This window comes from Nocardia sp. (assembly GCF_025465275.1).
GTDB lineage: Bacteria > Actinomycetota > Actinomycetes > Mycobacteriales > Mycobacteriaceae > Nocardia.
Genome location: NZ_JAODNK010000199.1, coordinates 39,077 through 58,013, shown reverse-complemented (window position 1 = coordinate 58,013; position 18,937 = coordinate 39,077). Strand labels below are relative to the sequence as shown.

General features: G+C 65.9%; 17 protein-coding genes. 9 read left to right on the top strand and 8 right to left on the bottom strand.

Annotated features, from left to right (window positions below):
* Nucleotides 1–343: 343 nt before the first annotated feature.
* Nucleotides 344–1,510, bottom strand: coding sequence for a steroid 3-ketoacyl-CoA thiolase (locus tag JWN03_RS40780; protein WP_297627263.1), 1,167 nt, complete (start codon nucleotides 1,508–1,510; stop codon nucleotides 344–346).
* 224 nt (nucleotides 1,511–1,734) lie between these two features.
* On the opposite strand from JWN03_RS40780, the gene JWN03_RS40775 reads away from it, so the two are divergent.
* Complete coding sequence (locus JWN03_RS40775) at nucleotides 1,735–2,943, top strand: cytochrome P450 (RefSeq protein WP_297627329.1); 1,209 nt, start codon at nucleotides 1,735–1,737, stop codon at nucleotides 2,941–2,943.
* Nucleotides 2,944–3,141: 198 nt separating this feature from the next.
* On the opposite strand, the gene JWN03_RS40770 is transcribed toward JWN03_RS40775, so the two are convergent.
* From JWN03_RS40770 to JWN03_RS40755, 4 genes are read right to left on the bottom strand one after another with little or no spacing between them, the layout of a single operon-like run.
* Complete coding sequence (locus JWN03_RS40770; RefSeq protein ID WP_297627260.1) at nucleotides 3,142–3,552, bottom strand: nuclear transport factor 2 family protein; 411 nt, start codon at nucleotides 3,550–3,552, stop codon at nucleotides 3,142–3,144.
* The gene (locus JWN03_RS40765; protein WP_297627257.1) at nucleotides 3,549–4,715 is read right to left on the bottom strand and encodes a thiolase domain-containing protein; all 1,167 of its coding nucleotides are present in this window, start codon (nucleotides 4,713–4,715) and stop codon (nucleotides 3,549–3,551) included. The genes JWN03_RS40770 and JWN03_RS40765 overlap by 4 nt, the downstream gene beginning before the upstream one ends.
* Nucleotides 4,712–5,794 carry a thiolase domain-containing protein gene (locus JWN03_RS40760; protein ID WP_297627253.1) on the bottom strand — a complete coding sequence of 361 codons (1,083 nt, stop codon included), beginning with the start codon at nucleotides 5,792–5,794 and terminating at the stop codon, nucleotides 4,712–4,714. The genes JWN03_RS40765 and JWN03_RS40760 overlap by 4 nt, the downstream gene beginning before the upstream one ends.
* 12 nt (nucleotides 5,795–5,806) lie before the next feature.
* Nucleotides 5,807–6,772: a Zn-ribbon domain-containing OB-fold protein gene (locus JWN03_RS40755; RefSeq protein ID WP_297627251.1), complete on the bottom strand. Its 966-nt coding sequence runs from the start codon at nucleotides 6,770–6,772 to the stop codon at nucleotides 5,807–5,809.
* A gap of 62 nt (nucleotides 6,773–6,834) precedes the next feature.
* On the opposite strand from JWN03_RS40755, the gene JWN03_RS40750 reads away from it, so the two are divergent.
* The 3 genes from JWN03_RS40750 to JWN03_RS40740 all read left to right on the top strand — a co-directional run bounded on the left by JWN03_RS40750 (nucleotide 6,835) and on the right by JWN03_RS40740 (nucleotide 10,933).
* The gene (locus JWN03_RS40750; protein ID WP_297627248.1) at nucleotides 6,835–7,872 is read left to right on the top strand and encodes an LLM class F420-dependent oxidoreductase; all 1,038 of its coding nucleotides are present in this window, start codon (nucleotides 6,835–6,837) and stop codon (nucleotides 7,870–7,872) included.
* A gap of 174 nt (nucleotides 7,873–8,046) precedes the next feature.
* Nucleotides 8,047–9,693, top strand: a complete 1,647-nt coding sequence (locus JWN03_RS40745) for an acyl-CoA synthetase (protein ID WP_297627245.1) — start codon at nucleotides 8,047–8,049, stop codon at nucleotides 9,691–9,693.
* Between the two features lie 244 nt (nucleotides 9,694–9,937).
* Nucleotides 9,938–10,933, top strand: coding sequence for a sigma-70 family RNA polymerase sigma factor (locus JWN03_RS40740; RefSeq protein ID WP_297627242.1), 996 nt, complete (start codon nucleotides 9,938–9,940; stop codon nucleotides 10,931–10,933).
* A gap of 184 nt (nucleotides 10,934–11,117) precedes the next feature.
* Here JWN03_RS40740 and JWN03_RS40735 read toward each other — a convergent pair whose 3' ends face one another.
* Nucleotides 11,118–11,537 carry a VOC family protein gene (locus JWN03_RS40735; protein ID WP_297627239.1) on the bottom strand — a complete coding sequence of 140 codons (420 nt, stop codon included), beginning with the start codon at nucleotides 11,535–11,537 and terminating at the stop codon, nucleotides 11,118–11,120.
* 139 nt (nucleotides 11,538–11,676) lie between these two features.
* Here JWN03_RS40735 and JWN03_RS40730 point away from each other — a divergent pair, with 139 nt between their 5' ends.
* Together JWN03_RS40730 and JWN03_RS40725 are read left to right on the top strand one after the other, a co-directional pair.
* Nucleotides 11,677–12,873: a glycosyltransferase gene (locus tag JWN03_RS40730; protein WP_297627236.1), complete on the top strand. Its 1,197-nt coding sequence runs from the start codon at nucleotides 11,677–11,679 to the stop codon at nucleotides 12,871–12,873.
* 70 nt (nucleotides 12,874–12,943) lie between these two features.
* Nucleotides 12,944–13,639: a maleylpyruvate isomerase family mycothiol-dependent enzyme gene (locus tag JWN03_RS40725; RefSeq protein ID WP_297627234.1), complete on the top strand. Its 696-nt coding sequence runs from the start codon at nucleotides 12,944–12,946 to the stop codon at nucleotides 13,637–13,639.
* Nucleotides 13,640–14,123: 484 nt separating this feature from the next.
* On the opposite strand, the gene JWN03_RS40720 is transcribed toward JWN03_RS40725, so the two are convergent.
* Both JWN03_RS40720 and JWN03_RS40715 read right to left on the bottom strand, forming a co-directional pair.
* A complete protein-coding gene (locus tag JWN03_RS40720; RefSeq protein ID WP_297627230.1) occupies nucleotides 14,124–15,245 on the bottom strand; it encodes an acyl-CoA dehydrogenase family protein in 1,122 nt (373 codons plus the stop codon).
* 25 nt (nucleotides 15,246–15,270) lie between these two features.
* Nucleotides 15,271–16,458, bottom strand: coding sequence for an acyl-CoA dehydrogenase family protein (locus JWN03_RS40715; protein WP_297627227.1), 1,188 nt, complete (start codon nucleotides 16,456–16,458; stop codon nucleotides 15,271–15,273).
* A 274-nt stretch (nucleotides 16,459–16,732) separates the two neighbouring features.
* On the opposite strand from JWN03_RS40715, the gene JWN03_RS40710 reads away from it, so the two are divergent.
* From JWN03_RS40710 to JWN03_RS40700, 3 genes are all read left to right on the top strand, one after another.
* The gene (locus JWN03_RS40710) at nucleotides 16,733–16,921 is read left to right on the top strand and encodes a ferredoxin (RefSeq protein ID WP_297627225.1); all 189 of its coding nucleotides are present in this window, start codon (nucleotides 16,733–16,735) and stop codon (nucleotides 16,919–16,921) included.
* A gap of 45 nt (nucleotides 16,922–16,966) precedes the next feature.
* The gene (locus JWN03_RS40705; RefSeq protein WP_297627222.1) at nucleotides 16,967–17,869 is read left to right on the top strand and encodes a 3-oxoacyl-ACP reductase; all 903 of its coding nucleotides are present in this window, start codon (nucleotides 16,967–16,969) and stop codon (nucleotides 17,867–17,869) included.
* Between the two features lie 302 nt (nucleotides 17,870–18,171).
* Complete coding sequence (locus JWN03_RS40700) at nucleotides 18,172–18,936, top strand: MlaE family ABC transporter permease (RefSeq protein ID WP_297627219.1); 765 nt, start codon at nucleotides 18,172–18,174, stop codon at nucleotides 18,934–18,936.
* Nucleotide 18,937 lies beyond the last annotated feature (1 nt).

Sequence of the window (18,937 nt, the reverse complement as noted above, 5' to 3'; positions counted from 1 at the left end):
CTTCGCTGTACTAACAGTCGTTATCTCGGATACGTATCATTGATATTAGCGGCTCAGTAACTGAAAACCTACGCCTGATCCGCGATTTCCTTGAAGCTTCTAGGCGGTGATCCGGTGAACCGGCCGTGGCTTGGGTGTTTGCGGGCCAGCGCCACCGTTCTTGCGGAGGGCTTAAGAGTCCCGGTTCTGGCCCGTCGCGAAGGTCTTCCACGACGGGCCGTCGGTAACCCTAAGATAGCTGACGTCTCATCTTCTTGTCTGTAGCGAAGTTTGTGTGGCGTACGCCACGTTTCACGACAAGTGGGATGAACGTTCAACCTAGGCCGAAAATGATTGAAGTGACCTAGATTCGCTCGATGATGGTGCCCGTTGCGAGTGCACCACCGCAGCACATGAGGATCATCGCGGTCTGCTTGCCGGACCTTTCGAGCTCGTGCAAAGCCGTTGTGATGAGCCGGGTTCCGGTGCTGCCCACCGGATGTCCGATGGCAATCGCGCCGCCGTTGACGTTCACGCGATCCAGATCGGGCTTGTGCACCGACGCCCACGACAGCACCACGGACGCGAAAGCTTCATTGATCTCGAACAAGTCGATATCGCCGATGCTCATCCCGCTGCGCTCCAGCAGCCGCTGGCAGGCCTGAACCGGGCCGTCCAGGTGGAATTCGGGCTCACCGCCGACCAGGCACTGCGCCACGATGCGGGCGCGCGGGCGCAAACCCTCACGCTGCGCGGCCTTTTCGTCCATGAGCAGCACGGCCGAGGCGCCGTCGGAAATCTGCGAGGAGGTGCCGGCGGTGTGAATTCCGCCCTCCAGCACCGGCTTCAGCTTCAGCAGGCCCTCGCGGGTGGTCGCGCGCAGGCCCTGATCGCGGCTGATGTCCGCGACCTCGCCGGTGAGATTGCCTTCCTTGTCGACCTGCGGGGCGCTCTTGATGGTCAGCACCTCGCGGTCGAACCGGCCCTGCTCCCACGCCTGTGCGGCCAGCCGCTGCGAGCGCTCGCCCCACTCGTCGACATCGTCACGAGTAATGCCGCGCCGCTTGGCAATTCGCTCGGCCGCCTCGAACTGGTTGGGCATATCGATATCCCAGGACGCCGGGCGGCGCGGCCCGGCGTGCGTTCCGACGTTGGCGCCCAACGGAACATGGCTCATGGACTCCAGGCCGCAGGCCAGTCCGGCCTCGATGGCGCCGGTCGAAATGAGGCCCGCGACCAGACCTGCGGCCTCCTGCGCCGAACCGCACTGGTTGTCGATGGTGACCGCACCGGTCTGCCACGGCAGCCCGGCGTGCAGCCACGCGGTGCGGGTGACGTTGTTGGACTGCTCGCCGACCTGCATCACACAGCCGCCGATGACCTGCTCGACCAGAATCGGATCCAGCGGGGTCCGCGCGAGCAGTCCCTTCTGTGCTTCGCCCAGGAGCTCCGCGGCGTGCAGGCCGGCCAGCCAGCCGTTGCGCTTGCCGATGGGGGTGCGTGCGGCTTCGACGATGACGGGGGTACCCACTATGTCATTCCTTCCGGATCAGAACTGGAACAAGTTCTCTACAGTTAATGTAAGACAATTTTGGTTCCTTACATACACCTACCTTTTGTCTTACCCCCTGTGCTTGAATATAGGTAGAACGTGTTTCAGTTAGTCAAAGGAGACAGCTGGTGGTTGCAGTGAACATCGAAGACGCCCAAGCCCGGCCGAACGTGCCGGAAGGCTTCGACGTCACGGACCCGGAGATGTGGCAGCAGCGGGTGCCGGAGGCCGAGCTCGCAGAACTGCGCGCTACCACGCCGGTCTGGTGGAATGCCAAGTCTCCCGAGACAGGTGGCTTCCAGGACGACGGCTTCTGGGTGATCACCAAGCACGCCGACGTGAAGACCGTCTCGCGGCGTGACGACGTGTTCTCCGTCTGGGAGAACACCGCCATCCCGCGTTTCAATGACGACATCACTCGCGAGCAGATCGAACTGCAGCGCTTCGTCATGTTGAACAAGGACGCTCCCGAGCACACCAAGCTGCGCAAGGTCATCGCCAAGGGGTTCACCCCGCGCGTCATCAACGGCCTGCGTGCCGAACTGACCGCCCGGGCCGAAGCCATCGTGCAGGCGGCAGCGCAGACCGGATCCGGCGATTTCGTCGAGCAGGTGGCCGCTGAGCTGCCGCTGCAGGCGATCGCGGAATTGATCGGCGTGCCGCAGGACGACCGCATGAAGCTCTTCAAGTGGTCCAACGATATGACCAGCTACGACGACCCGGACAGCGATGCCGACCCGGTCGTCGCCTCCACCGAGATCCTCGGCTACGCGTACCAGATGGCCGAGGCCCGCCGTGCCTGCCCGGCAGACGATATCGTCACCGAGTTGATCAACGCCGACGTCGACGGTGAATCGCTGCTGCCCGAGGAATTCGGCTTCTTCGTCATGGTGCTGGCCGTGGCCGGCAACGAGACCACCCGCAATGCCACCACGCACGGCATGATCGCGTTCCTGGAAAACCCGGACCAGTGGGAGCTTTTCAAGGCGCAGCGGCCCCGTACCGCCGTAGACGAGATCATCCGCTGGGCGACTCCGGTCAGTAGCTTCCAGCGCACCGCGCTCGAGGATGTCGAAGTCGGTGGCGTACAGATCAAGAAGGGGCAGCGTGTGGTGCTGTCCTACCGATCGGCCAACTTCGACGAGGACGTGTTCGAGGAGCCGCAGACCTTCGATATTCTGCGCGATCCGAACCCGCACCTGTCCTTCGGCGGCACCGGCGCGCACTACTGCGTCGGCGCGAATCTGGCCCGGCTCGAAGTCGAGATCATCTTCAATGCCATTGCCGACTACCTGCCCGACATCACCCGCCTCGGTGACCCGAAGCGGCTGCGCTCGGGTTGGTTGAACGGTGTGAAGGAATTCCAGGTCGACTACGGCACCAAGGGTGGCGGCTGCCCCGTGCAGCACTGATCTGTGCCGCCTCTCCGGAACTTCGGCGCACGGCTGAGAGCCGTTGACCGTTGGGGACGCGTGGAGGCGGTGGGGAGCCACACCGATTTTGGGGGTACCCGGTGAGTTACCCCGACCTTACGAAATCAGTTGTCGCCCCTGGCGACAAGAAGAGCGGGAGACTGGAATCCAGTCTCCCGCTCCCTTTTTGTTCGGTGGCTAAGCGGGTTTCATTGTCCCCATGGCGCGTTCGACTTCCCAGAAGGCACGCAGCGCGAGAATCTCACCGCTCTCGTTGACCTTGTAGGTGAACACGCCCTCGGCATCGATGATCTGGCCACCCATGGTGGTGCGAATGCGGCCCGGATAGACCACCTCACTGCCACAGGCGAACGAGTCGTCGAAGAGGAATTCGATGGAGTCGGTCTGCGCTATCGCCTTGTCCCAGAACGCCGCAATGGCTTCCGCGCCGTGGTGACCCTTACCTTCCGGATCGAAGAAGGACGGCCCGACGGGATCCTCCACGACGCCGTCGGCGGCGAACAGTGCCACCCACGCGTCTTTGTCCTTGGCCCGTACCGCGGCCTGTGAGGCGCGCCCGGCTACGCGTGCCGGATGATCGTCGTTCACGGCTGCTCACTCCCTACGACCCACATCGAGAAGTACTGCGAGCCACCGCCGTACGCGTGGCCGAAGGCCTTGCGCGCATTCTCCACCTGGTAGTCGCCGGCCCGGCCCATGACCTGCTTGGCGGCCTCGGCGAAACGGATCATGCCCGAGGCGCCGATCGGATTGGAGGACAGCACACCACCCGAAGGATTGACGGGAAGCTTTCCGCCGATGGCGGTTTCGCCCGCATCGGTGAGCTTCCAGCCCTCGCCCTCCGGCATGAAACCGAGGTTCTCCAGCCACATGGGCTCGAACCACGAGAAGGGGACGTAGATTTCGGCCGCGTCGATCTCCTCCAGCGGATTGGTGATCCCGGCCTGCTTCCACAGTGCGGCGGCAGCCGCCTGTCCGGCCTTGGGATTCACCTGATCACGCCCGGCGTAGGCGAGCGGTTCGGTGCGCATGGCGGTGCCGTGGATCCAGGCGACCTTCTTACCGGTCGCCTCCACGGCCTTCGCCGAGGCTTCGTCACCGATCACGATGGCGCACGCGCCGTCCGAGGACGGGCAGGTCTCGTCGAAACGAATGGGGTCCCACAGCATTTGGGACGCCATCACCGATTCCATGGTGATATCGGCCTGCTTGAGATGCGCATAAGGGTTGCGCGCGCCATTGCGGCGATCCTTCACCGCGACCATGGCCCCGATGTGCAGGGGTGCGTTGGCGCGGCGGATGTAGGCGCGCACGTGCGGGGCGAAATAGCCGCCCGCGCCCGCGCCGACCGGCATGGTGAACGGCACCGGATTCGACAGCGCCCACATGGCGTTCGACTCGGACTGCTTCTCCCACGAGATGGCGAGCACCTTGCCGTGCACGCCGGCCTGCACATGGCTGGCGGCGACCACGGCGGTGGAGCCGCCCACCGAACCGGCCGTATGCACGCGCAGCAGCGGCTTTCCGGTGGCGCCCAACGCATCCGCGAGGAACAGCTCCGGCATCATGGAGCCCTCGAAGAAGTCGGGCGCCTTGCCGATCACCACGGCGTCGATATCGGCCATGGTCAGACCGGAGTCGATGAGCGCGCGGTCGATGGCCTCGCGGCACATGCCCGCCATCGATACATCGGACCGTTTGGTCACGTGATGAGTCTGACCGGTGCCGAGTACGGCGGCAGGGTTAGTCATGAGCGTGCCTCCAGGGTGGCGACCAGGTTCTGCTGCAGCGCGGGACCGCTACTGGCATGCGCCAGTGCACGATTCGCGGTGCCGTTGATGATTTCGGTGGCGGCGAAGCCGATGCGCTCCAGCCCGGCCGCGAACATGGGATTGCCGGACAGCGGGCCGCCCGACGAGTTGATCCGGGTGGAACCGTTCAGGCCCAGCGCCTGCGCGAGAATCAGCTCTTCATGGCTGAACTGCGCATGCAGTTCGGCGAGATCGAAATCGCCTGTGTTGCTGCCGATCGCGGCCTTGGCGGCCCGCTCGGCGGACTGCGAGACGGTGAGATCGCGCGCACCCAGGATCGGGGTGTCGATGTAGTGGGCGATGCCGGTGAGCCAGGCCGGACGCTCGCACAGTTCGCGCGCCCGGTCGCCGACGGCCAGCACGATCGCCGCCGCGCCATCGGTGATGGGCGCGATGTCATGGGCACGGAACGGATCGGCCACATACTCTGCGGCCAGCAGCTTTTCGATATCCGACTCAGTGCGCGCGGTGGCGCTGCCACCACGGGCGGCGGCATTGGCGGCGCTGCGCGCGGCGACCTCGGCCATATCCCGCTCGGTCCAGCGACCGGCGTCCAGACCGGCACGAGCCTGCAGGCCCGCCATGGACACCGAGTCCGGGCCCAGCGGCGCGACCAGGTATGGATCGGTCTGCAGGGTCAGCACCTGGCGCAGCACACCGGCCGACGCCTTGCCGAAGCCGTAGACCAGCGCGGTCTCGGCCTGTCCGGAGCGCAGTTTGACCCACGCCTCGTACAGCGCCCAGGCCGCGTCCATCTCCACGTGCGATTCGTTGATCGGCGGCACCGCGCCGATGGCGTCGATCGCCGAGATGAACGAGAAAGCGCGTCCGGCAAGGTAATCGGAGGAGCCCGAGCACCAGAAGTCGATATCGGTCTGCTTGATGCCGAGCTTGTCGTACAGCTCGTGGAAGCACGGCGCGAGCATTTCGACGCCGTTGGTGGTGCCGAAGGTCTCCGGCACGTGCGGCGCGTGGGCGAAACCCACCACCGCGATATCAGTTGCGTTGTTGTCGCTCAACGTTGTCAGCCTTTACAGGTGGTGCGAGAAGGACTCGTACGTGGCGTCGGGCTCGCCGGTGGGCTCGAAGTGGTCGATATTGGCCAGGCCCAGACCCCACTCCTCACGCGGCTTCCATACGGCCTTCACCTTCATGCCCATGCGCACCTCGCTCGCCTCCACACCCAGCACCAGGTGCAGGAACGGAATATCGGTGCCGTCCAGCAGCACGTACGCGGCGACGTACGGGGGCTTGAGACGCTGACCCAGGAACGGCACGTTCACGATGCAGAAGGTGGTGACGATGCCGTTATCGGCGACCTCGACGTAATCCTCGGTCGGCGAACCGTCGCGCGGATCGGCGCCACGCGGCGGGAAGTACACCTTCCCATCGGATTCGGCGCGCGCACCCAGCAGCTTGCCCTCCAGGATCGCCTTCAGGAATTGGGTCTCCTGCGGTGAGGCGGTGTGCTTGAAGGACAGGTCGATGGGCGTCACGATGCCGGTCACCGGTGCGCCCGAATCCTCGGAATCGGCAGGGGCGGCGGATGTTTCGCCCGGCTCGAAGCAGGCGATGTCGTGGATGTCGCCGTTGCGCTCGGCGGCCCAGCGGACACGCACCCGCAGGCCGGTGGAGATATCGGCCGGCGAGGCCACATCCACGGCGTGCAGCAGTGCGGTGTCCGCGCCGTCGAGCTTGATGAGCGCGTAGGCGAACGGGCGGTCGAAGGGCTGACCGGACAGCGGTTCGGCCACCCAGCTCCACGACTGCACGGTGCCCACATCGGCCACGTCGACGAATTCGGTCAGCGGTTCCGCGGTGATCGGATCGAATTCCGCGGGCGGCACGATGACGCGCCCATCGGAACCCCGCACTCCGACGACCCGCCCGGAACGCAGTCCGGTGAGGAAGCGTCCGATGGTCGGTCCGGTGGAGCGGGTGTAGTCGAACTGCATCCGCAGCGGTGCGGCGAGTACTTCGGTGTTCCCCAGAGTCACGAGATCGAGTAGAACAGGTTCTAAAGAAGGGTGCAAGAGCCCACTTGGGAAGGGAACCGAACATGCGCTTTGGGTTGCAACTCGGATACTGGGGCGCGCAGCCGCCCACGAACCACGCAGAGTTGGTTGCCGCCGCCGAAGAAGCCGGATTCGACGCGGTCTTCACCGCCGAATCATGGGGTTCCGATGCCTACACACCGCTGGCCTGGCTGGGGTCGAGCACCAGCCGGGTCCGGCTGGGCACCTCGGTGGTACAGATGTCGGCACGCACACCGACCGCCACCGCCATGGCGGCGCTGACGCTGGATCACCTCAGCGGCGGGCGGCACATTCTCGGCCTCGGCGTGTCCGGGCCGCAGGTGGTCGAGGGCTGGTACGGGCAGTCGTTTGCCAAGCCATTGCAGCGCACCCGCGAATACGTGTCGGTGATCCGGCAGGTGCTGGCCCGCGAAGGCAAGGTCCAGAACGACGGACCGCACTTCCCGCTGCCGTTCAACGGGCCCACCGCTACGGGATTCGGCAAGCCACTCAAGTCGATCACCCATCCGCTGCGGTCGGATCTGCCGATCTGGCTGGGCGCGGAGGGCCCGAAGAACGTGGCGCTCACCGCCGAGATCGCCGACGGCTGGCTGGCCATCTACTACACCCCGCGGCTCGCGGATATGTACAACCAGTGGCTCGACGAGGGCTTCGCGCGGGCCGGTGCCCGGCGTTCGCGGGCGGACTTCGAAATCGCCGCGACCGCGCAGGTGATCCTGACCGATGACACCCGGGCCGAGCTCGATCGCCTGCGGCCCTTCATGGCCCTCTACATCGGCGGTATGGGCGCGGAGGACATGAACTTCCATGCCGAGGTGTACCGCCGCATGGGCTACGGCGAGCAGGTCGACGAGATCACCCGGCTGTTCCGGTCCGGCCGCAAGGACGAGGCCGCTGCCGCGGTGCCCGACGAGCTGATCCTGGACACCACGATCATCGGCGACGAGGCGCATGTGCGGGAGCAGTTGACGGTGTGGGAGAAGGCCGGCGTGACCATGCTGCTGGTCGGCGTGCGCGATGTGCGGCAGTTCGAGCGGCTGAAGCCCCTCATTCAGTCGTAGAACCTGTTTCAGAATCGGACCCGCTCGGCATGGCCGGGCGGGTCCGTTCCGTCGCTGTCCAGGTGAGCGTTCCGGGCATTCCGGGCGTAGTGTGTGGCGGGGGCCACACCGCATTGTCCGGTGAGCGGGAACTCGCACCTTGCGATAAGCGAGAACACGTTCTATTTTCGACCTGTGAGCTACAACATAGCGGACCTTGTCGAGCACGCCATCGATCTGATGCCGGAGCGCGTAGCTCTGGTGGACGACACCCGTTCCTTCACCTACGCGGAGTTCGAGAAGCGGGCCAACCGGTTGGCCCATTACCTGCAGGAACAGGGCGTGCAGCCCGGTGACAAGGTAGGCATCTACGCGCGCAACACCATCGAGGCCGTCGAGGCCATGGTCGCGATCTTCAAGATTCGCGCGGTGGTGATCAACGTGAACTACCGGTACGTCGAGAACGAGTTGCAGTACATCTTCGAGAACTCGGACCTGGTCGCGATCATTGCCGAGCGGCGCTACAGCGACCGCATCGCCAATGTGCTGCCCAAGGTGCCGACCATCAAGACCGTGCTGACGATCGAGGACGGCACCGATCTTCCGAAGCCTCCCGGCGCCACCGAGTACGAGGCGGCCCTCGCGGGCAGCTCCGATGTGCGCGACTTCGAAGAGCGTTCGGCCGACGACATCTTCATGCTCTACACCGGCGGCACCACCGGCCTGCCCAAGGGCGTCATGTGGCGGCACGAGGACTGGTGGCGCGTGCTCGGCGGCGGCATCAACTTCGTCACCGGAGTCCGCATCGAGGACGAATGGCAGCAGGCCAAGGTCGGCGCCGGCAATGGTCAGCTGGTGCGCTACCCGATCCCGCCGCTGATCCACGGCGGCTCGCAGACCGCGGTGTTCCACAGCCTCTTCGACGGCGGCAAGGCGATCATGCTGCCCGAGTTCAGCGGGCACGGCGTCTGGCAGGCCATCGACAAGCACAACATCAACCTGATCTTCATCACCGGCGACGCCATGGCGCGGCCGATGCTGGACGCGCTCAAGACCGGCAACCCGGAAACCGGTGAGCCGTACCAGCATGCGCAACTCTGGGCGATGGCCTCCAGCGCCGCGCTGTTCTCGCCCACGCTCAAGGACGAGTTCATCGAGCTGCTCACCACCACCATGATCACCGACTCCATCGGCTCCTCGGAGACCGGTTTCGGCGGCCTGTCCATCGCGTCCAAGGGCGCCACCCACACCGGCGGCCCGCGCGTGAAGATCGACGCCTCCACCAAGGTGATCGACGACGAGGGCAATGAGATCGAGGCGGGCTCCGGCAAGACCGGCCTGATCGCCCGCACCGGCCACATCCCGCTCGGCTACTACAACGACCCGGTCAAGACCGCGGCGACGTTCAAGGAGTTCAACGGGATTCGCTACTCCATCCCGGGCGACTTCGCCCGCGTGGAGGAGGACGGCAGCGTCACCATGCTCGGCCGCGGCAGCGTCAGCATCAACTCCGGCGGCGAGAAGATCTACCCCGAAGAGGTCGAGGGCGCGCTCAAGGCGCACCCGCAGATCTTCGATGCGCTCGTGGTCGGCGTGCCGGACGAGCGCTGGGGACAGCGGGTGGTCGCCGTGGTGCAGTGCCGCAGCGAGAACCGCCCGACCCTGGACGAGTTGCGCCCCACCCTGGTTCAGGAGATCTCCTCCTACAAGATGCCCCGCAGCATCTGGTACGTGGACGAGATCAAGCGGTCGCCCGCCGGCAAGCCCGACTACAAGTGGGCGCAGGCGCAGACCGAGGCCCGCGAGGCCGACAACCACTCCCACGCTCCGACCACCAAGTAACGCCTGAACGCCCCAGTGCACGTGCCCGCCTGCTGCGACAGGTGGGCACGGTCGTTCGGGGTAATTGCCAACGTGACAACTGATTTCCGTATGGTCCGGTAACTCGTCGGGGACGTCCAGAACTCAGCCCCGTCGGCAACCGCCGGTCCGCGACGAAACTGGTGGCCCGCTCAGTGCTCGGCAAAAGTTTCGGGGAGGCGGAGGAGCCTATTTCTTGTCGGTGGGCTGTGCGAGAGTGTTTTGTATGAGCGAGACAGGCAGCAGGTCCACCACCATCACGGATGACGTGTTGCGGTCTTTCGAGGGGCATCGGCGCGAGCTGTGCGCCTACGCGTACCGAATGCTGGGTTCCTCGTTCGAGGCCGAGGACGCGGTGCAGGAGACGTTCACGCGGGCGTGGAAGTCGTACGACTCGTTCGAGGGTCGCTCCAGCGTCCGGTCGTGGCTGTACAAGATCGCCACCAATGTCTGCCTGGACATGCTCGACGGTCCGCAGCGGCGAGCCAGGCCGATGGATCTGTCGGGGCCTTCCACCCCGGATTCGCCGCTGCCCGCGCCGGAGCCGGATTACGTATGGGTGGAACCGATTCCGAACGCACTCGCCTTCGGCGCCGACCCGGCCGAGGCGGCCAGTGCCAAGGACACGCTGCGGCTGGCCTTCGTCTCCGCGGTGCAGCACCTGCCCGCCACCCAGCGCGCCATTCTGATCATGCGCGAGGTTTTGCGCTTCTCGGCCAATGAGACCGCCGAAATGCTCAATGTCTCACCGGCTTCGGTGAACAGCGCGCTGCAGCGCGCCCGCGCCACCATGACCAAGGCGCAGGAGGTGGCGACCGTCTCCGATGCCTACGACGAAAGCAATGAGCAGCAGCGCAAACTCATCGACGATTTTGTCGCCGCCTTCGAGTCCTACGATATGAACGCGCTCACCCAGCTGTTGAAAGCCGATGTGGCGCTGTCCATGCCGCCGTTCTCGCTGTGGATCTCCGGTCCGGAGAATGTCGCCGAGTTCATGCTCGGCACCGGTCAGGCGTGCCGCGATTCCCGCATGGTGCCCCTCGCGGGCGCGAACGGCCTGCCTGCCTTCGGGCACTACAAGCCGAGCGGCGAACCCGGCCTGTGGACCCCGTGGTCGATCACCGTGCTCGAGCTCGACGGTGACCAGGTCGCGGGCCTCAATTTCTTCCTGGATACCGACCGCCTGTTCCCGCTTTTCGGACTTCCGCTGGAACTGCGGTAGAACTGGACTCCGTCGTCGCGTAGGTGGCTTCGTCCACCGCAAGATCTACCGCCGGGGTGGTCCGGCGCAGCGCGGCGACATGCGTGAACAGCCCGCTGGGATACGTCCCGGCGGGCCGTTCGCATCCTTGTGTTCACATGCCGATAGCCCGCTGAATCATCAGCGGTGCGGGTGGTTTTCGAATTCAGTTGGCGCCGGGGTACTCCATGTGGAAGGGCTCCCACTGGTGGCCGTCCGGATCGATGAAGGTGCGGCCGTGCATGCCGACCGCGGCCTCCTGCGCGCGCTTGTTGGCATTGACCTCCTCGGTGCCGCCGGCCGCGAGCGCGGCGTCGACGAGCGTGTCCACTTCCGTGGCGCTGGCAAGAGACACGGAGTAGAGGCTGCTCACGGTGGTCCTGCTGTCGCCGATGGTGCGGTCGGTGAAGGAGGTGAAGAAATCCTTGGTCAGCAGCATGAGGCAGATGTTGTCGTCGACGACGATGCAGGCCGCGTTGTTGTCGGTGAACACCTGATTCACCTTCCAGCCCAGCGCCTCGTAGAAACTCTTCGAGCGCTCCAGCTCGGCGACGGGAAGGTTGATGAAGATCATCTTGCTGGCCATGGCGTTTCGTCCTCTCATCCGCAAACTCTTTGCGTGTCCGTGGGTGTCATAGGTGAGGACGGACCTGCCCCGGGAAACTCATCGGTGCGTGGACGCGCGACCGCTGACCGTGACAGAGTGGCGGGGGAGGAGGTGCCCGATGAAGTACAGCTACCTGGTCGCCCTCACCGGCAGCGGCGGGACCGTGCCGCCGGAGCTGGGCGTGGTGCGCAGGCTCGTCGACCGTGGGCACCGGGTCACCGTGCTCGCCGAGGAGTCCCTGGCCGCGGAGGTGACAGCGACGGGGGCGCGGCTGCGCTCGCGGGCCGGGGCGGGATATGCCCGTGATACCGTCGCCGAAATCGACGGGGAGCGACCGGATCTGGTGCTCGCCTCCTACTTCGCCTTCGGCGCCATGGTGGCCGCGCAGGCGCGCGAGCTGCCGTTCATGGTGCTGATTCCGGGCATCTACCCGCTGCCGGTCGAGGGCGGTCCGCCGCCCGGCACCGGATTCGGCCGTGCGGACGGCCCGGTCGGCCGCTGGCGGGACCGGGTCGTGGGTTCCATGGTGCAGCGGCGCTGGGATCAGGAACTGCTGCCGCAACTCAATGCCCTGCGCGCGGATTTCGGTCTGGAACGGCTGGCGCACTATCAGGATCAGGTGCAGCTGGCGCACCGGCAGCTCGTACTGTCCAGCGAGGCTTTCGATTTCCCGGCCCAGCGGCCGGACGGAGTGCGCTGTGTCGGCCCCATCCTGGACGATCCGTTCTGGACCAGGAATGCGGAATGGGCGCTGCCCGAGGGCGGCGATCCGCTGGTGCTGGTATCGCTGTCCACCACCGCACAGCGCCAGACCGAATGCCTGCAGCGGATCACCGATGCGCTCGGCCAGCTCCCGGTGCGTGCCATTGTGACAACCGGGCCCGCCGTCGATCCCGCCGATATCACCGCACCGGTGAATGTGGAGGTGCTGGCCGCCGCGCCGCATCAGGAGCTCATGCGGCACGCCAGCCTGGTGGTCACGCACGGCGGGCACGGCACCCTGGTCAAGGCCTTCGCCGCCGATCTGCCCGTGGTGCTGCTGCCACACGGGCGGGACCACGCCGACAATGCCGCCCGGGTGCGGGCGCACCATGCCGGAATCACGCTGTCGCGCACCGCGTCCCCGCAGCAGATCACCGCCGCGGTCCGGCGCGTGCTGCGCACGCCCGCCTACTATCGCGCCGCCGCCGAGCTGGGCCGGGTGCTGCGCCGCGATGCCATGAGCGATCTGCTCATGAATGAATTGGAGCCCTCACCCGATCACCCGGACCCGGTGTTCGAGCGCATCTTCCCGGTTCGCGAAATGGAATCCTGATTTTCCGGGAACACGCAGGTGTTCGTGCCTCGGCGTGTGCTCCGGGTCTGTCCGGTTTACCGTGACAGGCATGGATTACCTGGCTCTGCTCTGCGCGAAGCTGACCGCCTTCGGCGATCTCATCACCGTGGACACCGATCTCGGGGCGCCGGTACCGTCCTGCGCCGAATGGACCTTCTACGACCTCGCCGACCACGTCGGCAACGGGAATCTGTGGGTGGTGACCGCGGTGAGCGAGCTGCGCGGTGACCGGCAGGTCGAGGCTGCTCCGAAAGAGGCTGCCGCGCTGCGTGAGTGGTACGAAGAGACCGCCGACGCGATGGTCGCGGTGTTGTCCGGCGAGCCGGATCAGGAAGCGTGGACCTTCTCCAGCACCATGCCGCGCACCGTCGCCTTCTGGCGCCGCCGCCGCGCGCACGAGACCCTCATGCACCTGTGGGACGGCCAGCACACGTTCGGCGCCGCCGACCCGTTCGACACCGACCTGGCCGTCGATGGCATCACCGAGGTCTTCGAACTCTTCGCCCCGCGCATGATCAAGCGCGGCCTGGCCACCGAACCGGAGGTGGCATTGCACGTCCGCGCCACCGATATCGCCGAGAGCTGGGTCTACGGCCCCGGCGAGCCGGTCGCCGAAATCGCCGGAGCCGCATCGGATCTGCTGCTCGCCCTCTGGCAGCGCAAGCCCGCCGGCGATCCGTCCCTCACCTGGGGCGGCGACCGGACCGCCGGTGAGCGCGTGCTGGCCGGCCCCCTGGTGCCCTGAGCCGCCCTGTGATGAGGGTCTGAGCCGGCCCGTCGGGCCGAGGTGAAAACCCTCGTCATCCCGGCACGCTTGTGGCCGGGATGAACCGGAACCAGCTGAGCCGTCGTGGATCCCGGCCACAAGCACGCCGGGATGACGGGGCGGGGTCCTCGATGACGGGGCGGATTTGCCACATATTCTTACCGGCCGCGGAGAAATTCCGCGCGCGGAAGGAAATGCGGGCAGCTTTTTCCCGCTGCCGAATGTCCGCGCGCGGAATTCATTTCCGGCCGCTGACGGGCGGTGACCATTGCCGCCGAGTGCAAATCGGCCACTGTCGCAGGGGAATTGGGAGCTCCGATCTGCGCTCGGCCGGTGGTGCATCGAATCGAACCGGGCAGGGCCGATGACGTGATCGGCGTGGCGGCCGCACCCGCAACAAGGGCGGCGGCACCGAATGGTGCTGCCGCCCTTGGTTATTCGTAGCTGTGGTGCGCTCGCCGGGTCAGTTGGCGGCGAGCAGGCCACCGAGTGCGCGCAGGTGGTCGTGTGCGCCGCCGAGGGCGAATTCATTGTGCTTGGCGGCGGTGAAGTACTGGTTGACGATGTGATCGCGGTCGATGCCGACGCCACCGTGCACGTGCACGACGGTGTGGGCGACGCGGTGACCGGCGTCGGCGGCCCAGAACTTGGCGGTGTGGACTTCCGCGGTGGCGGGCAGACCCTCCGACAGCAGCCAGGCGGCCTGCTGGACGGCCAGGCGCACACCCTGCACGTCGATGTAGGCGTCGGCGAGGCGCTGGGCCACGGCCTGGAAGCTGCCGATCTTCTTGCTGAACTGCTCGCGCTCGCGGGCGTAGTCGGCGACCAGCTCGAGGCCCTTTTCGAGGGTGCCGAGCTGGGTGGCGGCCAGGCCGAGCCAGGCCCGCTCGAGCAGCCAGTTCAGGACTTCGGCGCCCTGCTCCAGGGTGCCGACCAATTCGGCGGGGGTACCGGCGAATTCGATCTCGGCCTCGGGGGTGCGGTCGGTGACGATCTGGTCCTCGATGCGCACCGAGGTGTGCGACGGGTCGACCAGGAAGACGGCGGGGGAGCCGTCGACGCTGGCGGACACCAGGATTCGTGCCGCCTGCCGGGCGAACGGCACGGTGGTCTTGAGCCCGGTGAGCTGCCAGCCGCCATTGTCGGCGGCGGTGGTGACGGGCTTGGCCGGTTCCCAATTGCGCTCTTCGCTCAGCGCGGCGGTGAGGACGGTCTCGCCGGTCCCGGCCTGCGCGGCCAGTTTGCGCTGGTCCTCGGAGCCGAACTGCGCCAGCGCGCCTGCGCCGAGCACGATGGACCACAGGTAGGGCACGGGTGCGACGGACTTGCCGAGTTCCCGCAGGATCGACGTCTGCTCCAGCACGCCGAAGCCGCTGCCGTCCACCGTTTCCGGCAGCGCCGCGGCCAGCACGCCGGTCTCGGCGAGCGAGCTCCACAGCGATTCGTCGAAGCGCAGCGTGGTGTTCCCGGACGCGTCCGTGTTCTTGTCCAGCTCACGCAGCCGATCGGCGGTGACGAGCTTGCCGGTCACCTCGGCGGTGAGCCGGGCCAGATCTTGCTGCGCTTCGGTAAGAGTGAAATCCATGATGGTTACCTCGATTTCAGGATGGTCAGCGCGCTGAGGCCGGCTGCTTGAGGGCGGTCATGGCGATGATGTCGCGCTGCACCTCATTGGTGCCGCCGCCGAAGGTGAGGATCAGGCAGGCGCGGTGCATGCGCTCCATGCGGCCACGCAGCTGCGCTCCGGCGGAGTCCTGGCGCAGGTAACCCTGCGGCCCGAGCACCTCCATGAGGGCGCGGTACACCTCGGTGGAGAGTTCGGTGCCGTACACCTTGCAGGTGGAGGCGTTCCACGGGCGCGGCGCGGCACCCGCGTCGGCCCCGGAGGCGAGCTCCCAGTTCATCAGCTTCAGGTATTCGACCTTGGCGTGCGCGCGGGCCAGGAGGATCTGCACCCATTCCTGGTCGATGACGCGGGAACCATTGGAGTTCTTGGTGTTCCGCGCCCACTCGGTGACCTGATCGACCGCGAACGTCAGCGGTGCGGCGGAGGTCAGCGCGACGCGCTCGTGGTTGAGCTGATTGGTGATCAGCGACCAGCCGCCGTTTTCCGGCCCGACCATGTCCGAGTGCTTGACCCGCACATCCTGGTAATAGGTGGCGCTGGTGTCCGGACCGGCCATGGTGTGCACCGGCGTCCAGGAGAAACCCTCCGCCGTGGTCGGCAGGATGAACATCGAAATGCCCTTGTGCTTCTTGGCATTCGGATCCGTACGGGCGGCGAGCCAGATGTAATCGGCGTAGGCGATGAGGGAGGTCCACATCTTCTGGCCGTTGATGATCCACTCGTCGCCGTCCCGGACCGCACCGGTGCGCAGCGACGCGAGGTCGGTGCCCGCACTCGGCTCGGAGTAGCCGATGGCGAAGTGCAGCTTGCCCGCGGCGATCTTCGGCAGGAAGAACTGCTTCTGCTCCTCGGTGCCGTAATGCATGATGGTCGGCGCGACGGAGTTGATGGTCAGGAACGGCACCGGGGCGCCGGCGATGGCGGCCTCGTCGGTGAAGATCAGCTGATCCATGGTGGGCCGGTCCTGGCCGCCGTACTCCTTCGGCCAGCCGAGGGCCAGCCAGCCGTCGCGGCCCATCTCCTCGACGACCTCGCGGTAGACATTGCCCTCGCCGTACTCGCCGGTCTGGGCCGACAGCGCCGCCCGGCGTTCCGGAGTGATCAGACGGGCGAAATACTCACGCAGCTCAGCACGCAGCTGTTCCTGTTGCGGCGTGTATGCGATCCGCATAGCTGTTTCCTTTCTGCCGCGCCTGCGGCGCGGCGGGTTCGCGGCCCTGGAGGTCTCGTTCTTCCCTCCCTCCGCTCCTCCGCTTCGCTCCTCCGCTTCGCTCCCCCGCTCCACTCAGTCCAGAACGAGACGGGCCACGAACCTTTGGGCTGGTCCGATCATTGCATATGGACTGAAACATGTTCCAGTATCTGACCCTGTAAGGCCGCGCTTGCTATCCCTGTGGGGCTGGTGTTGTTAGGCTCGGCCCACTGTTGTGGCAAAGGAGTTGGCTATGAAGGTCACTGTTGATCTCGACCAGTGCGAGGCGAACGGAATCTGTGTCGGAATCGCTCCCGACGTGTTCGAACTCGATGATGACGACGTCCTGCACATCATTGGCGCCGAGGTGGCCCCGGGCGATGAGGAAGATGTGAAGACGGCAGTGGCGCAGTGCCCCAAGGCGGCCTTGAAGCTGGTCTGAACCCAGTCTTGCTCGCCGGGTGTAACACGTTCTAGAGTCGGCCCGGTGAGCGAAACTGATGTGAGTCTTGCCGGCCGAGTGGCCATCGTCACCGGCGCTGGTGCCGGGCTGGGCCGGGCCGAAGCCCTCGAGCTGGCCCGGGCCGGTGCTTCGGTCATTGTGAACGACCTTGCCGAGAACGACGCGGTCAGCGCAACCCTCGCCGACATTCGCGCGCTCGGCGCCAAGGCCGAATTCGTCGCGGGCAGCATTGCCGAGCGGTCCACCGCCGACGCCCTGCTGCAGACCGCCGAGGAAACCTTCGGCGGACTGGACATCATCGTCAACAATGCCGGTATCACCCGGGACAAGATGCTGTTCAACATGTCCGACGAGGATTTCGACGCCGTCATCGCGGTGCATCTGCGCGGGCACTTCCTGCTCACCCGCAATGCGGGCGCGTACTGGCGGGCCAAGTCGAAGGAAGCGGGCGCGCCGGTCTACGGCCGCATCGTCAACACCTCGTCCGAGGCCGGACTGCTCGGCCCCGCGGGCCAGGCCAATTACGGCGCCGCCAAGGCGGGTATCACCGCACTGACGCTGTCGGCATCGCGTGCGCTGTCGGCCTTCGGTGTCACCGCCAATGCGATCGCGCCGCGCGCCCGGACCTCGATGACCGAAAAGGTCTTCTCGGCAGCCCCCGAAGAGGGTCCGGATCCGCTCTCCCCTGATCACGTGGCACGCCTGGTGGCCTTCCTGGCCTCCCCGGCCGCCGCGGCCGTCAGTGGACAGCTGTTCGTCGTGTACGGCCCCATGGTGGCGCTCATGGCCGCACCCGTGGTGGAACAGCGTTTCGACGCCGAGGGCGAGTGGACCCGCGAGGGTCTGGCAGCCTCCCTCGGCGGGTATTTCGCCGAACGTCCTTCGGGCGCCACATTTTCGGCGTCGGCGCTGATGGATCTCGGCTAGTTCAACCTCATGTGCCGGTCGCGGGGGGTTTCACCCCCGCGCCCAGGTTGATCACGCGATCAATCATTGGTAGGAATGGGGATCATCTATGTGTGGCGCCTCACAAAGGCGGCACAGCTGTGGTAGTCCTCACGGGGTGAACACGTTCTCGAAACTGGACAGCAGTTCAGAAAGATGACCTGTTCAAAACCGTCGAAGCCTTCCCGGAGGGCACTGGAACGTGTTCTAATCTTCGGGCGGGACCGAGATCACATTCAGATCTCGGAAGCTATAGCTAGGCAGGGTCAGGAGGAATCGCGGGAATGAATGACGTCCTCGCTGTACCGCTACGGGCGGTCGGGGGGTTCTTCGAACTCGCCGGCGCTGTCGCCCGGGCCTCGGTGCGGCGCCCGTTTCAGCGACGGGAATTCATCGATCAGTCCTGGTTCATTGCTCGGGTGTCCCTAGTCCCGACTCTGTTGGTGGCAATTCCGTTCACCGTGCTGGTGATCTTCACCCTCAATATTCTGCTTCGAGAGATCGGCGCGGCCGATCTGTCCGGAGCCGCTGCGGCGTTCGGCTCGGTCACCCAGGTCGGCCCCATGGTCACAGTCCTCATCGTCGCTGGAGCTGGAGCCACCGCCGTCTGCGCCGATCTCGGTGCACGCACCATCCGCGAAGAGATCGATGCGATGAAGGTGCTCGGTATCGATCCGATTCAACGCCTGGTAGTACCCCGTGTGCTTGCTTCCATGATGGTGGCGTTTCTGCTCAACGGCCTGGTCTCAACGATCGGTATTCTCGGCGGGTTCGTATTCTCGGTGTACCTGCAGGGCGTCAATCCCGGCGCCTTCGTCAACGGCATCACGCTGCTGACGCATCTGCCGGAGCTGGTCATCTCCGAAGTGAAGGCCACGTTGTTCGGCCTGGTGGCCGGTCTGGTCGCGTGCTACCTGGGGCTAAACGTCAAGGGCGGACCCAAGAGTGTGGGCGAAGCAGTGAACCAGACCGTCGTCTTCGCCTTCATGGCGCTGTTCGTTATCAACGTGGTCGTAACCGCCGTTGGCATCAAGTTCACGGCGCGGTGAT